Here is a 13,742-nt window from a genome sequence, read left to right on the forward strand (position 1 = left end):
GGTGTCAGCCGCTGGCCCGGCCGTTGCCGAAGCGGTGCTCCAGGATCCGCTTGAGGTTGGCCGTCTCGATGCGGTGGATGGCGTCGAAGTTCGGCCAGATGTCACCGACCCAGTAGCGGTCGGTGCGGGCCCGGCCCTCGGCGATGTAGTCCGGGACGTCGGTGACGGACCGGTCGTAGTACGGGTGCTTGCAGTTGGTCCAGAGCACCACGGTGCCGGGGCGGCCCAGCGTCTTGTTCGCGTCGATGAACGTGAAGTAGTAGCGCATCCAGAGCTCCTTGCCCTGGTCCCAGGCACAGGGGTAGAACACCAGCCCGTGCTCGGGGCCCTTCATCACGTCGGCGCGGATGAAGATCTCGGTGTTCGGCTGGATGGCCTCGGTGCCCCGGTAGAGACCGCCGCCGACGTGGCGCAGGTCCCGGACGCTGAACGTCCACTCCTCCATCGAGTGGATGTTGGCGGCGTACTCGAAGACGACGTCGTAGGGGACGTCGATGTACTCACCGAGCGAGCAGTACTGGCCGAAGACCTCCTCGTGCGAGTAGGTCTCCTTGGTGCCCTCCACCATGAGGCGGTAGCACTCCTCCTGACTGACCGTCTCGCTGCGGACCAGGCCGGGTATCTTCACCAGGTCCGTGCTGTCCAGCAGGTAGTTCTTCAGATCGCCCGAGTCGTCCGCCCGGCGAGGGGTGATGTCCGCGGTCACTTTCCGACCTCCTTGAGGAATCCGTCGATGTCTTCCCAGTGCTCCGTGGTGGAGATCAGGCCGTTCGTGACGGTCTGGGTCTCCTCGCCGCGGAAGCAGACGTACTTGTACGTCGCCGGGACGCCGGCGAACTCCGCCGAGTGCGTGCCGCAGTGCTGCAGCGACACGTGGATCCGGTCGCCGCTGCGGGTGATGCCGGTGACGGCCTCCACCAGGTCCGGGAAGACCGCCCGGATCTCGCGGACGAGCTGCTGGGCCCCGGCCACGCCGGTGCCCAGACCGGGGTGGGTCGGGACGTCGACCCAGTCCTGGCTGACCGCCCGCGCCATCAGGCCGGTGTTCCCCGTGCTCAGGGCCCCGTAGAAGTGGGCCACGGCGCTCAGGCCGCCGCCCGTCCAGGCCTCGGCACCGGCGTCGGCCGCGGGCACCGCCGCTTCGACCACCGGCACCGCGTCACCGGCGGCGGCAGGCTGTGCCTCCGCCACCGAACCGCCCGTGAGCACCGCCGCCGCGGCAGCCGCCGCGACCGGTCCGCGCACGGTCCACGATGATTTGCAGGTCATAGCGAACCTCCCCCAAAGGTTCGACGAACAACTGATCACCCATCCTTGTGGACTCCCGTGGTGCCGTCGATGAGAATCCGGCCGGGATGGCTTAGCAATCGTCCTGAGCCCGCGTCGTGAACCGGTCGGCGTCGCCGACGCATTGTCATGCACTCTCTCCCCCGCCGGACGCCGGGCCATGCTTATGACTTGTGCCACACCGGTCGGCACCCGCACCGCGAGCCCCGGGGGCCTCCCGGACCGCGGACGGCCGCACGGGCCCCACCGCCCCCGGGCGTCACACCCCGACCGGCCTCCCGCGGCGTCAGAACGACCGGCCCTCGCCCCGGTACGGGGGCTCCGGGCCGACCGGGTCGGGCCGGTCCCGGCGGTCGGCGCAGAGCGTCGCGGAGAGCCTGGTCAGCAGCGCGGCGAGGTCGTCGAACTGCTTCTCGTCCCAGTCCCCCAGCAGCTCCGCCAGCTGCTCCCGACGGGCCTCGACCAGCCGGATCGCGACCGCCTCGCCCGGTTCGGTCAGACGCAGCGGCAGTCCGCCGGTGCGGGAGGCGAGACCGCGCCCCTCCACCTCGCGGACGGCCTCGTCGATCACCGTGAACGGGACGATCCGGCGCTCGGCCAGCTCCGCCGGCTCGACCGAGCCGTGGTGGTGCATCTGCAGCAGCAGCCAGCTGGAGGCCGGCTTGAGGTCGAGCCCGGCCGTGGCGGTGATCCGGCGGAAGAGGTCGCGCCGGGCCTCCCGGCTGTTCAGCACCGACAGCGCGCGGGCGATCTCGTCCAGCGAGGAGCGTTCCACCGGGTTGACGCCGATCGACTCGCTCAGGTCCGGGGCGGTCACCGTCTCGCGGAGCTTCTGTTCGCGCAGGAACAGCGAGAGCACGAAGGCGAGGGCGGCGATCGGCACCGCGTAGAGGAAGACGCGGGTGATCGACTCGGCGTAGGCGTGCAGGATCGCGGTCCGGGTGGCCTCCGGGAGCCCGTCGATCACGCGCGGGTCGGCGGTGATCGCCCCGGGGTCGAAGCCGGACGGCAGCGGCACGCCGGCCAGGGCGTCCCGCAGCCGGTCGGTGAGGCCGCTCGCGAAGACCGCCCCGAAGACGGAGACGCCGAAGGACGCCCCGATGGAGCGGAAGAAGGTGGCACCGGCGGTTGCCACGCCGAGGTCCTGGTAGCCGACGGAGTTCTGCACGATCAGCACCAGGACCTGCATCACCAGCCCCAGGCCGAGGCCGAAGACCAGGAAGTAGCAGCTCGTCTCGAAGGTGCCGGTGTTCTCGTCGAGCCGGGAGAGCAGGACCAGACCGACGGTGGTGACGGCCGTTCCGGCGATCGGGAACGCCCGGTAGTGACCGGTCCGGGCGACGACCTGGCCGGATCCGATCGAGGTGACCAGCATCCCGAGCACCATCGGCAGCATGTGGATGCCGGACAGGGTCGGCGAGACGCCCATGACCACCTGGAGGAAGGTCGGCAGGTAGGTCAGGGCGCCGAACATGGCGAAGCCGACCACGAACGAGATGACGGCGACCAGGCTGAACGTCCGCGAGCGGAACAGCCTCAGCGGCAGCACCGGTTCGGCCGCGGTCCGCTCGACCAGGACGAACGCGACCAGCAGCAGGGCACCCAGCACACCCAGGCCGACGATCTGCCAGGAGCCCCACGCCCAGGTCGTCCCGCCGAGCGAGGTCATCAGCACCAGGCAGGTGGCCACCGCGGCGATCAGCACGGTGCCGAGGTAGTCGATCCGGTGGCGGCGCTTCACCTCGACGCCGTGCAGCACGGCGGCGATCACCACCAGGGCGACCACGCCGATCGGCAGGTTGATGTAGAAGACCCAGCGCCAGCTGAGGTGGTCCACGAACAGGCCGCCGAGCAGCGGCCCGAGCACGCTGGTGACGCCGAAGACCGCGCCGAAGAGGCCCTGGTACTTGCCGCGGTCCCGGGGCGGCACGAGGTCACCCACGATGGCCTGGGTGAGCACGATCAGCCCGCCGCCGCCGAGGCCCTGGAGGGCGCGGAAGGCGATCAGCTCGCCCATGTTCCTGGCGACGCCGCAGAGCGCCGAGCCGACCAGGAAGATGACGATCGCGGCCTGGAAGAAGCGCTTCCGGCCGTACATGTCGCCGAGCTTCCCCCAGAGCGGGGTGGCCGCGGTCGAGGCGAGCAGGTAGGCCGTGACCACCCAGGAGAGGTGCTCCAGGCCGCCGAGGTCGCTGACGATGGTGGGCAGCGCGGTGGAGACGATGGTCTGGTCGAGCGCGGCCAGCAGCATCGCCAGCAGCAGGGCGCCGATCGGCACCCAGAGGTTGTGGACGGTGACCTGCGGCGGACCCGGCTCGCTCGCCGGGCTCCGGCCGGACGCGGCGATCGGATCCGTCATGGGGTCTCCGTAGGGGTCGCGGGCCCCGGTCGGGCCGGTCCGTGGGAACGATCACTCCCGACTCACCATGCTGTCAGAAATGCCCTGGTTTGCGCCGTTCAGTTGAGCCGAACGTCATTCCCGCCGCCATCCGGGGGACGCTTCCGGAGCGCCGACCGTTCATCGGGCAACAACCACCACCAACCGGCACAACACCCCTGGACCGGGCCGGACGCCCCTGTCCACCCACAGAGACGTCCTGCATAATCAGGCGCGTTCGCCCCCCCCCGGGAACACGCTTCCGAGCAGACAGGGGGCCAGATCCGAGACCGAGGAGGGCCGGCCGATGCCGGACCAGCACTGCCCGACGTGCGGCACCGCACGCTCCGCCGGGTGCAGGTGCCTCCCCGACCCGGCGCTCACCGACCCGGCGCTCACCGAGACGGCGCTCACCGAGACGGCCGTGCTGCCGCACCTGGAGGGCCCGCCGCTGGTGCGCCCGTACGTGCCGCTGGCCGCCGGTCAGGTGACGGACGCCCCGGCGGCCGGCGCCACGGCGGACCCGTTCGCCACCACCCTCCTGCCGCCGGTCGCCCCGCCGGCCGGTCCGGATGCGGACGCCTACGCGACCACCGTGCTGCCCCCGGTGATGTCGGTGCCTCAGCAGGCCCCGACCGCCCCGCAGCCGCCGTACGGTCAGCAGGCGCCGTACGGCCGGCAGTCCCACGACCCGCAGCACGGCTACGGCGAGCAGCACCCGCACGACCCTCGGCACCCCTACGACGGCGCGGAGGAACCGGCGGCGGACGGTGGCGACGAGATCGGCCTGTTCGCCTTCGCCGGCGCGGCCCCCGACGCCCACGACGGCTCCGCCCGCACCGGCGGCCGGGCCGCCCGGCGGGCGCAGGAGCAGGCCGCGGGCGGCCCACTGGCCCGGCGCCGGGGTCTGGTGGTCGCGGCCGGCGCCGGCCTGCTGGCGCTCACCGTCGGCCTCGCCTACGCGGTGACGCCCTCCGGCGAGCCCGAGCGGCAGGCGCAGCCCCTGCCGTCCCGCACCCTGGCCCCGGCGCCGGTGGACCCGACCACGCCCGCACCACCCCCGAGCCCGAGCGCGCCGCCGTCCAGCAGCGAGGCGCCGAGCCCGAGTCCGAGCAGAACGGCGAAGCCGAGCAGGACCGCGACCCCGACCCCGGCGGCCACCCCCACCACGGTCGCGGCTCCCCCCGTGGCGGCCCCTGCGCCGGCGCCCACCACCCAGCCGCCGAGCCCGACGCCGACCGCCCCCACCCAGACGCCGACCCCCACGCCCACCACCCGGGTGCTGGAGCGCGGGATGAGCGGACCGGACGTCAAGGACATGCAGCTGCGGCTCTCCGCCGCCTCCTGCGGATTCGTCGACAAGTCGATCGCGACCGGCACCTTCGACTGGTGGACCCAGAGCGTGCTGGGCGACTTCCAGCGCAGCAACAAGATCAAGGGCGAGGTCAACGCCGGTGCCCCGGTCTACGGCCCCAAGACCCGGGCAGCCCTGGAGAGCGACCCGGGCGGCTGCTGAGCGGCCGTCAGCCGGTGACGGCGCGGAAGATGCTGACCCCGGCCATCAGGACCATCACACCGGCGGCCACCCGGATGATCACCTTCATCGGGACGTGCTTCAGCAGCTTCTGACCGCCGAGGATCGCGATGCCGGCGACGGCGCAGAGCGCCAGCCAGGCGCCGAGGCCGACGGCGAGCGGGTCGGCGTACTTGGCGGCCAGGTTGGCGGTCATGATCTGGGTGAGGTCGCCGAACTCGGCCACCGCGACGACCACGAAGCTGGCCCCGGCCACCTTCCAGAAGCTGTTCGAGGACGGCTCCTTGGCCGCGTGCCCGTCGTCGTCCCCGCCGCCGTGGAAGAGCAGCATGGCCGCGCCGGCCAGGAAGAGCACGCCGGTGACGCCCTCCACCCAGCGCTGCGGCAGCAGCGAGAGCAGGTGGCCGGCGACCAGGGCGATGCCGACCTGCAGGGCGAAGGCGGCGGCGATGCCGGCGAAGACGTGGCTCGCGCGGTACTTGGCGCCGAGCATCAGGCTGGCCAGTGCGGTCTTGTCCGGCAGTTCGGCCAGGAAGACGATGCCGAACGTGATGACGGCGACGGTCAGGCTCATGGGGAGATCGGTATCCCTCGGTCGGGCTGCCGGCCTGGGCAGCTCCGTCAGGGGTCGCTCCGGCCCGACAGCACTGGTCAGAAGTCACAGCACTGCGGCCGAAGGTCTCGCCGGCACCGCCCCGAAAGACGCGTGCCCCGGGCGCCGGGCCCCGCGGGGGGCCAGTATGTCGACGGTCCGGTGGAGGGCTACTCCCCTTCAACGCCGTCCAGCCTACCCGATGCCGCCCGGCCTCCCGCCGGTCGCCGGCCCGGCGGCCACCCGGCCCCGGGCCACCAGTTCCAGCACCACCACGATCGCCGCCGACTCCACCGCGAGCAGCGCGACCAGCACGAACAGCTGCACCGCGCCCGCCTGCACCGGGGTGGCCCCGCCGAGCAGCATGCCGACGAACGCGCCGGGCAGCGTGACCAGGCCCACCGTCCGGGTCTGGTCGAGGGCCGGGACGAGCGAGGTCGCGGCCGCGGTGCGGCAGATCTCCAGCCGGGCGTCGCGCTCCTCGAAACCGAGCGCCAGTGCCGCCTCCACCTCGCCGTGGCGCTGCCGCAGCTCGTCCAGCGCACGCCGGCCGGCCAGCGAGGTCGCGGTGAGCGCGCCGCCGATCAGGATGCCGGCGACCGGGATCACCGACAGGCCCTTCGGGGGCAGCAGCCCGACGGCCAGCAGCAGCGCGAGGACGGGGACCACCCCCGCCGCGATCGGCGCGGCCGCCCAGACCCAGGCCGGCCCCCGGGTCATCCGCCGCCCGGCCGTCCGGACCGCGACCGCGAACATCACCAGGACGAACAGCGCCGACCACCAGAGCGAGCCGACCACCCAGGTGATCACCAGCGCGACGGCGGCCAGCTGCACCGCCGCCCGCAGCCCGGCCCGCAGCACGGCGTGCCCGTGGCCGAGCAGGCCCCGGCCGGCCACCGCCACGGCGGCGGCGAGCAGGACGGCGGTGACCACCCCGAGCCCGGGGGTGACCGGCAGCAACTGGTCGGCCGCCGACCGGGTCACGGCGGTCAGATCCAGCTGGTGAACCACATCCGGTCCTGCCAGGACGACATCGGGATCACCTCCGCCGTGTAGAGCGGATAGAAGAACGCGAAGCAGCCCACGATCGCGAGCACGATCAGCCCGGCCCCGGCCGCGCCGATCCGGCGCCGGCGGGGTGAGCAGCCCTCCGGGCCGAGCATGGCGCCGAGCATCTGGGCGACGGCGAGGCAGAGGAACGGCACCAGGACGACCATGTAGAAGGAGAAGACGGTCCGCTCCTGGTAGCGGAACCAGGGCAGGTAGACGCCGGCGACGGCGCAGAGCACCGCGCCCGAGCGCCAGTCCCGGCGGAAGAACCAGCGCCAGAGCAGGTAGGCCAGGGCGAAGCAGGCCGTCCACCAGAGCAGCGGGGTACCGAGGCCGAGGATCTGCGCGGCGCAGCCGCCGGAGGCGGTGCACCCCTGCTGCCCGGCCGGCACCTGCTCCCAGTACATGGAGACCGGGCGGCCCTGGACCAGCCAGCTGAACGGGTTCGACTGGTAGGTGTGCGGGGTGCTCAGCCCGGTGTTGAAGTCGTACATCTGCGAGTGGTAGTGCCAGAGGCTGCGCAGCGGCGCGGGCACCCAGGTCATCGGCACCTGCGGCAGCGGGACGCCGAGGAAGCGCGCCGGGGAGAGCCCGGCGCGGTCGTCGGCCCAGTGCCGGTCGTAGCCGCCGCCGGTGGCCAGCCAGCCGGCCCAGGCCCCGACGTAGACCACCAGGGCCGAACCGGCCACCGCGAGCAGCGCGGGCAGCGCGTCCCGGCGCAGCATCGAGCGCCAGGGGCGGCGGGCCCCGGCCCAGCGGCGGCCGGACTGGTCCCACAGGACGGTGAGCAGGCCGAAGGCGACCAGCACCATGGCGCCGTTCCACTTGACCGCGCCGGCGGCGCCGATGAGGACACCGGCGGCGATCCGCCAGGGCCGCCACCCGAGCCGGACGCCGTCGCCGCCGCGGCCGTCCCGGACGGCGGCGAGCCGGGCGCGGGTGCGGTCGCGGTCGATCAGCAGGCTGCCGAACGCGGCGAGCACGAAGAACATCTGGACGCCGTCGAGCAGGCCGATCCGGCTCATCACCAGTTGGAGGCCGTCGACCGCCATCAGCAGGGCGGCGGTGCAGCCGAGCAGGGTGGAGCCGAAGAGCCGGCGACCGATCCGGGCGAGCATCAGCACGGTGACGGTGCCGAGCAGGGCGGTCATGAACCGCCAGCCGAAGGGGTGCAGGCCGAACGCCCACTCGCCGAGCGAGATCACCCACTTGCCGAGCGGCGGGTGGGCGATGAACTCGGGCGCGGACGTGAGCGGGACCTGCTGCGGGACGGCGAGGATGTCCGCGTTGGCGCTGTCCGGCCAGGTGCCCTCGTAGCCCTGCCGGAGCAGCGACCAGGCGTCCTTGGGGTAGTACGTCTCGTCGAAGACGAAGGCGTTGGGGTAACCGAGGTCCCAGAAGCGCAGCAGCCCGGCGAAGAGCGCGACCCCGATCGGCCCGAGCCAGCCGGACCAGTCGGCCGCCCGGCGCAGCAGCCCCCGCGGAGCCGGTACGGGGGCTGCGGGGGCCGGGGGTGCGGGTGGGTGCGTGAGCGCCGCTTGCGTCATTGCCTCGCCGATTCGCCTGTCTCGCCTATGCCGGCCGGGGCCGGGCGGTCAACAGCAACCGACACTATGTGCCGGTCGGCGGGAAACCAAGCGCGACGGGCGCCGACCAGGTGACCCGGTGGGCGCCCGTCGCACGGCCGTGCGGGGGGTCGTACGGCGGCCGTCAGGCGGCGGTCTGCAGCTCCCGGAGCGGGAGGGTGCGGACCGGGGCCGGGGCCGGCGCGTTGTCCTGGGCGGCGGTGAGGTGCGGCCGCAGCCGCAGCGCCAGGGCGACGACCAGCAGGGTGGAGCCGGCCATCGCCGCCAGGTAGAGCGGCCAGGTGCCGGAGCCGACCAGCAGCACGCCGACGGCCGGGCCGACCGCGACGGCGATCTGCTTCACCAGGGCGTACCCGGCGTTGTAGGTGCCGAGCAGGCGGGCCGGGGCGAGGTCGGCGACGATCGGGCCCATGGTGGGGGCGAGCAGCGACTCGCCGACCCCGAACAGGGCGTAGATCGAGACGATCGCGACCGTGGCGGCCATGGTCTCGGTCCGGATCAGGCCGGCGACCAGGGCCATCGCCCAGGCGCCGAGCCAGACCACGCCGGCCGCGGCCATCGCGGTGGTACGGCGGCGGCGCGCGGTGATCCGCACCATGAACATCTGCAGCACCACGATGGTCAGCGCGTTGGCGCCGATGGCGATGCCCAGGGTGGAGGGCGCGGTGCCGACGGTGTCGGTGGCGAAGGCCGCGACGCCGGACTCGAACTGGCCGTAGCAGGTGAAGAAGATCAGGCCGGCGAGCACGCAGAGCCGCAGCATCGCCTTGTCGGCGACCAGGGCGCGCAGGCCCTGCGGGCCGTCCGCCTTCTCCTGGACCAGGGCGGGCGCGGCGTTCGGGATCCGTGCGGTGCCGGTGACCAGGGCCAGGCCCAGGAAGGTCGCGGCCTCGATGGTGAACAGCCGGGTCAGGCTGGCCGGGTCGGCGACGTCGACGATCTGGCCGCCGACCAGTGCGCCGATGCCCATCCCCAGGTTGACCAGGGTGAACTGCAGCGCGAAGGCGTGCGAGCGGGTCGCCGCGGTCGAGCAGCGGACGATCATCGTGGCCAGCGCCGGCTGGCAGGTGGTGACGCCCGCGCCGAACAGGAAGGACGAGACCAGCAGGGCCGTGGTCCCGGTGGCGTGGCCGAAGGCGAACGCACCGGTGGCGGCCAGGGCAGCGCCGGCCAGCAGCACCGGGCGCGGGCCGTACCGGTCGATGCCGCGGCCGGTGAGCGGGAGCACGGCGAGCGCGGCCAGCGCGAAGACGGTGAACACCATCCCCGCGGCCAGCGACCCCAGGCCGCGCACCTGGTCCACGTACACGAACATGTACGGCATCGTGAACCCGCTGCCGAACGCGCTCAGTGCGTTCCCGATCTGGACGCGGCGCAGCGGGCCCGCCCCGCGCGACTGCTGCCTCTGCTGCTTCACCGTGCCGGCCACCGTGCACACCCCTTCACTGTTTCACTGGACACTCTTAAGACCAGAAGATTTAAGAGCTAAAGTCTTGCGAGATATAGTCTTAGCACCAGAAGAGTGCGGAGTCAAAGGCTTAAGGGGTGCACCTCGCGTGCGACACTGGTCCGCATGACAGCAGAGAAGCCCGCGCCGGCCACCGCCCGCGAGCTGGGCATCGCCGAGCAGGTGGCCGTCTACCAGCGGGAATTCCCCACCGTGGACCCGCAGGTGGAGACCATCGTTCAGACGCTCTCCCGGGTCGCCCGGCGGATGGGCGTCGCCTACGACCGGCAGCTGACTGTGCTCGGAATCACCTCCGCCGAGTGGGAGGTGCTCAAGGCCCTGGTGGTCGCCGGCAGCCCGTACCGGCTGGGTCCGGGCGAGCTGGCCAAGCGGCTCGGCCTGACCCCGGCGGCGATGACGCACCGGATCGACCGGATGGTCGCCGAGGACCTGGTGACCCGCGAGCGCGACGAGACCAACCGGGTCCGGGTGATCATCGAGCTGACCGAGAACGGCCGCGACAAGTGGCTGGAGTCGATGCGGATGGCCGCCGTCTTCGAGGAGGAGCTGCTCCAGGACCTCGCCGGCGACGAACGCGCCGTCCTCTCCCACCAGCTGGCCCGGATGCTGCGGCGGATCGAGGAGTCCCAGCCGGACGCCCTGGGGCGCACCGCGGACCTGGACTGACGACACCGCCCGGCCCGCCCCGCGAGGGCGGCGGGCGGCAGGGCGGCGGGGGGACGAGGGCGGCGGGGGGACGAGGGCGGCGGAGCGGCGGCGCCCGGGGACGACAGCGGTCCGGCCCGCCGGGGGGCAGCTCCCCCGGCGGGCCGGACTCGTGGGTGCGAGGGTCGGTCAGGCCCTCATCGGCTCAGTGCCGCGTCAGCAGGGGCCGTTGTCGGTCCAGACGCCCCACTGGCCGGTGGTGGTGGGGTCCTCGCCCTTGGTCCACCACTTGTTCGTGTAGTAGTGACCCTTCCAGGAGACCTTGGTGCCGGCGGTCGCGTAGGTGGCGGCCGCGTCCCAGCCCGGGGCCCCGGCGCAGCCGGCCGGGGTGGTCGGAGGCGTGGTCGGCGGGGTCGTCGGAGGAGTGGTGGGCGGGGTGGTCGGCGGCGTGGTGGGCGGGGTCGTCGGCGGCGTGGTCGGGGCGGCCGGGCAGCCCGCGGCGGAGCCGTTGGTGGCCTCGACCATCTTGTCGAACAGCGCGGTCCTCGTGCCCAGGTCGTACAGCGAGAAGGCGAAGGAACCGCCGAGGCCGTTGCAGTGGGCGTAGTCCACCTTGGCCTGGATCGAGCGGGTGTCCTCACCGCTCCAGAACGTGGTGCCGTCGTAGAAGTAGGTGGTCTTCGCGGTGTCGTCCCAGAACGTCTTCGCCGGGTTGTCGACGAAGCCGGCCAGCTCCTTGTACATCTGGATGCCGGGCACGCTGCCGGACATCGAGGCGCCGGCGGCCGGGCCGGTGGCGGACTGGAAGAGGCCGTTGCGGCCGTTGTTCGCAACGCCGGTCCACCCGCGGTAGTAGAACGGGATGCCCACGTTGATCTTCTTGGCGGGGAAGCCGCCCGGGATCCCGTAGTCGGCGTCCCCGGCGGTGTAGGCCTTGATCGCGGCGTCGACCGAGTACTTGCCGTGGCCCGGCGCGGCCGGGGTCATCGGGTCGTCCGGGCCGGAGTAGATCGGGGCCTGGTGGTTGGTCGGGCCCTTGGCGTCCCACGCGCCGTGCATGTCGTAGGTCATGATGTCCAGGAACGTCAGGTACTGGCCGATCTTGTCGGTCTCGACGTTCCGGATCTTGTCCTGGCCGGCGCCGACCGCCGCCGCGGTGGCGTAGGTCTTGCCGTCGGCCTTGCCCTGGGCGTCGAGCTGCTCGCGCAGCTCCTTCAGCAGCAGGGTGAAGTTCTGCTTGTCGTTCGGGCTGGAGAGGTTGCCGGTGTGGCCGCCGCCCCCCGGGTACTCCCAGTCGATGTCGATGCCGTCGAAGACGCCGGCCGCCGAGCCCGGGCCGCCGTAGCCGGCGTCGGTCGGCAGGTTGCCCTTGATGAACATGTCGATGCAGGACGAGACCAGGTGCTTGCGCGAGGCGTCCGTGGCGGCCGCCGCCGAGAAGTACTTGGAGTAGGTCCAACCACCCAGCGAGATCAGGATCTTGAGGTTGGGGTTCTTCGCCTTCAGCTTCTTGAGCTGGTTGAAGTTGCCCGCGATCGGCTGGCCCCAGACGTCGCCGACGCCGTCCACCGAGATGTCCGGACCGAAGCTCTTCTGGTAGTCCGCGAAGGCGTCGCCCGCGCCGTCACCGGCGTTGGGGTTGTTGTCGTCCTGGTTGGCGGCCTTGGTGGCCTCGAAACAGCCCAGGTCGGTCGGGTGGATGTTGGCGAACGAGTAGATGAGGTAGTCCAGCTTCCCGGCCACGCCGGTGTCCTGGATCGTCTTGGGGTAGTACGCGTTCGCGTAGATCGACCACTGGTCGAAGTAGGCCACCTTGATGCCGCCGCTGGTGGCGGGCGCGCCGGTGGAGTTGGTGACGGCCGCGTTGGCCGCACCGCCCCCGCCGAGGGCGAGGCCGGCGCCGAGCAGCAGGGAGGCAGTGGTCCCGACCGCGAGGGCGGCCAGGCTCTTCGGGCGCCGGCGGCGGCCGGGCTCCGGGGCCGGGCTGCCGGCCCTTTCGATGCGTGAACGGAGCATGGGTGCGTGACTCCTGGTCTGTGGGGGATTCCGTCGGCGCTGGGGGACACGTACGGGGTGGGGCCGCACGACCAGGACATGACAGAAAGGGGGAGGGAATCGAGCGGGAACATGCCTTGGCGGACACCGGGATATGCCGAACCGGCGCCGGCGGCGGACCGCTGACGCCGGTTCAGGGGCTCCCTGCACCTGGGCACTAAAATGGACTAGACCAACTACCCCGTCAAGGGGTGCCGGTTCGCCTTGAGCCGCCCTTAAGGTTGGCCCCCTGCCCCGCCCCTGCCCCGCCCCCTGCCCCGCCCCCTCTTCCGGCCCGGGTACCGGCACCGCCGCCGACCTGCGGCCCGGTGCCGCCTGCGGGCCCGGTGCCGCGCCGGGTCCGGCACCCTCCGGACCTCCCCCGCGCCGGCCTCCGCGCTCCCGGGTTCAGTACCGGACGGCGTTGGCCACCTCAGCCCTGACCGTGCCGGTGAGTTTGCGGTTGCCGGTCGCGGTGACCTGGGCGCTCTGCCCGGCGGCCACGTCCGGAACGGTCACCGCCGTCGCGTCCAGCACGTTGCCTGAGCCGTCGGTGAAGTTGACCTGGATCACGTACCGGTTGGACTGCTGCCCGCTGTTCTTCACGGTGAGCGGCACCGAGGCCTTGCCGTCCGAGCCGATCGTCACCGCGCCGGTGGTGACGTCGCCCTTGGCGTCCAGCCCGCCCTTGACGCTCGCGACCGCCGACGAGGCCGCCGCCTCGGCCGACGCCGCGGCGGACGCGGCCGCCGAGGAGAGCCCGCTCGCCACCGAGGAGGCGGCCGACGCCGCGGCGGAGGCTGCCGCGGACGCCGCGGCGGAGAGGCCGGACTCCACGGCTCCGGCGGCCGAGGAGACGGCGCTGCTCGCCTTGCCGTCCGAGGAGCAGCCTGCCAGCGCCGCGCCGCCGAGCACGGCGGCGGCCAGCACGCCGGCCACGGCGCGCCGCGGGCGGCGGACCACCGGGGCGGTCAGGTCGGCGGCGGTGGTGCGGGTGGGGCGGGTCGCCCCGGTCAACGGCTGGCGGTCCGACTGGCGGTCCATCGGGTCCTCGTTTCTGCCCGGCGCCGGGGGTACCCGGCACACCTCCCGGCCCACCCTCGGGCGCCCCGGGCGGGCCCGCCAGCAGGACGGCGCATCCGGGTGAGGCGGCCCGTGGGGCCGGCCGG

General features: G+C 72.9%; 11 protein-coding genes. 2 read left to right on the forward strand and 9 right to left on the reverse strand.

Features of this window, described 5'->3' with window-relative positions; translation table 11 throughout:
- Positions 1-4: 4 nt before the first annotated feature.
- The 3 genes from MCM47_RS03050 to MCM47_RS03060 all read right to left on the reverse strand — a co-directional run bounded on the left by MCM47_RS03050 (position 5) and on the right by MCM47_RS03060 (position 3,646).
- Positions 5-706, reverse strand: coding sequence for a hypothetical protein (locus MCM47_RS03050; protein WP_238740674.1), 702 nt, complete (start codon positions 704-706; stop codon positions 5-7).
- On the reverse strand, positions 703-1,269 hold the full coding sequence (locus MCM47_RS03055) for an ester cyclase (protein WP_238740675.1): 567 nt from the start codon (positions 1,267-1,269) through the stop codon (positions 703-705). The genes MCM47_RS03050 and MCM47_RS03055 overlap by 4 nt, the downstream gene beginning before the upstream one ends.
- A 304-nt stretch (positions 1,270-1,573) precedes the next feature.
- A complete protein-coding gene (locus MCM47_RS03060) occupies positions 1,574-3,646 on the reverse strand; it encodes an MFS transporter (protein ID WP_238740677.1) in 2,073 nt (690 codons plus the stop codon).
- 325 nt (positions 3,647-3,971) lie between these two features.
- On the opposite strand from MCM47_RS03060, the gene MCM47_RS03065 reads away from it, so the two are divergent.
- The gene (locus tag MCM47_RS03065; RefSeq protein ID WP_238740679.1) at positions 3,972-5,180 is read left to right on the forward strand and encodes a peptidoglycan-binding domain-containing protein; all 1,209 of its coding nucleotides are present in this window, start codon (positions 3,972-3,974) and stop codon (positions 5,178-5,180) included.
- Positions 5,181-5,187: 7 nt separating this feature from the next.
- Here the strand turns inward: MCM47_RS03065 and MCM47_RS03070 are convergent, their stop codons facing one another.
- The 4 genes from MCM47_RS03070 to MCM47_RS03085 form a co-directional block, all read right to left on the reverse strand.
- Positions 5,188-5,772, reverse strand: coding sequence for a TMEM165/GDT1 family protein (locus MCM47_RS03070; RefSeq protein ID WP_238740681.1), 585 nt, complete (start codon positions 5,770-5,772; stop codon positions 5,188-5,190).
- Positions 5,773-5,985: 213 nt separating this feature from the next.
- Positions 5,986-6,801 (reverse strand): ABC transporter permease, encoded by an 816-nt coding sequence (locus MCM47_RS03075; protein WP_238740683.1) that lies wholly within the window; start codon positions 6,799-6,801, stop codon positions 5,986-5,988.
- Positions 6,780-8,387 carry a dolichyl-phosphate-mannose--protein mannosyltransferase gene (locus tag MCM47_RS03080; protein WP_238740685.1) on the reverse strand — a complete coding sequence of 536 codons (1,608 nt, stop codon included), beginning with the start codon at positions 8,385-8,387 and terminating at the stop codon, positions 6,780-6,782. Before MCM47_RS03080 ends, MCM47_RS03075 begins: the two co-directional genes overlap by 22 nt.
- Before the next feature lie 163 nt (positions 8,388-8,550).
- Complete coding sequence (locus MCM47_RS03085) at positions 8,551-9,843, reverse strand: MFS transporter (RefSeq protein ID WP_238740687.1); 1,293 nt, start codon at positions 9,841-9,843, stop codon at positions 8,551-8,553.
- 156 nt (positions 9,844-9,999) lie between these two features.
- On the opposite strand from MCM47_RS03085, the gene MCM47_RS03090 reads away from it, so the two are divergent.
- A complete protein-coding gene (locus tag MCM47_RS03090) occupies positions 10,000-10,560 on the forward strand; it encodes a MarR family winged helix-turn-helix transcriptional regulator (protein ID WP_238740689.1) in 561 nt (186 codons plus the stop codon).
- 195 nt (positions 10,561-10,755) lie between these two features.
- Here the strand turns inward: MCM47_RS03090 and MCM47_RS03095 are convergent, their stop codons facing one another.
- Both MCM47_RS03095 and MCM47_RS03100 read right to left on the reverse strand, forming a co-directional pair.
- On the reverse strand, positions 10,756-12,555 hold the full coding sequence (locus MCM47_RS03095) for a glycosyl hydrolase family 18 protein (protein ID WP_238740691.1): 1,800 nt from the start codon (positions 12,553-12,555) through the stop codon (positions 10,756-10,758).
- A 426-nt stretch (positions 12,556-12,981) separates the two neighbouring features.
- Positions 12,982-13,617, reverse strand: a complete 636-nt coding sequence (locus MCM47_RS03100) for an FxLYD domain-containing protein (RefSeq protein WP_238740693.1) — start codon at positions 13,615-13,617, stop codon at positions 12,982-12,984.
- Between the last annotated feature and the right edge of the window lie 125 nt (positions 13,618-13,742).

The organism is Kitasatospora sp. A2-31 (assembly GCF_022288725.1).
Taxonomy (GTDB): Bacteria; Actinomycetota; Actinomycetes; order Streptomycetales; family Streptomycetaceae; genus Kitasatospora.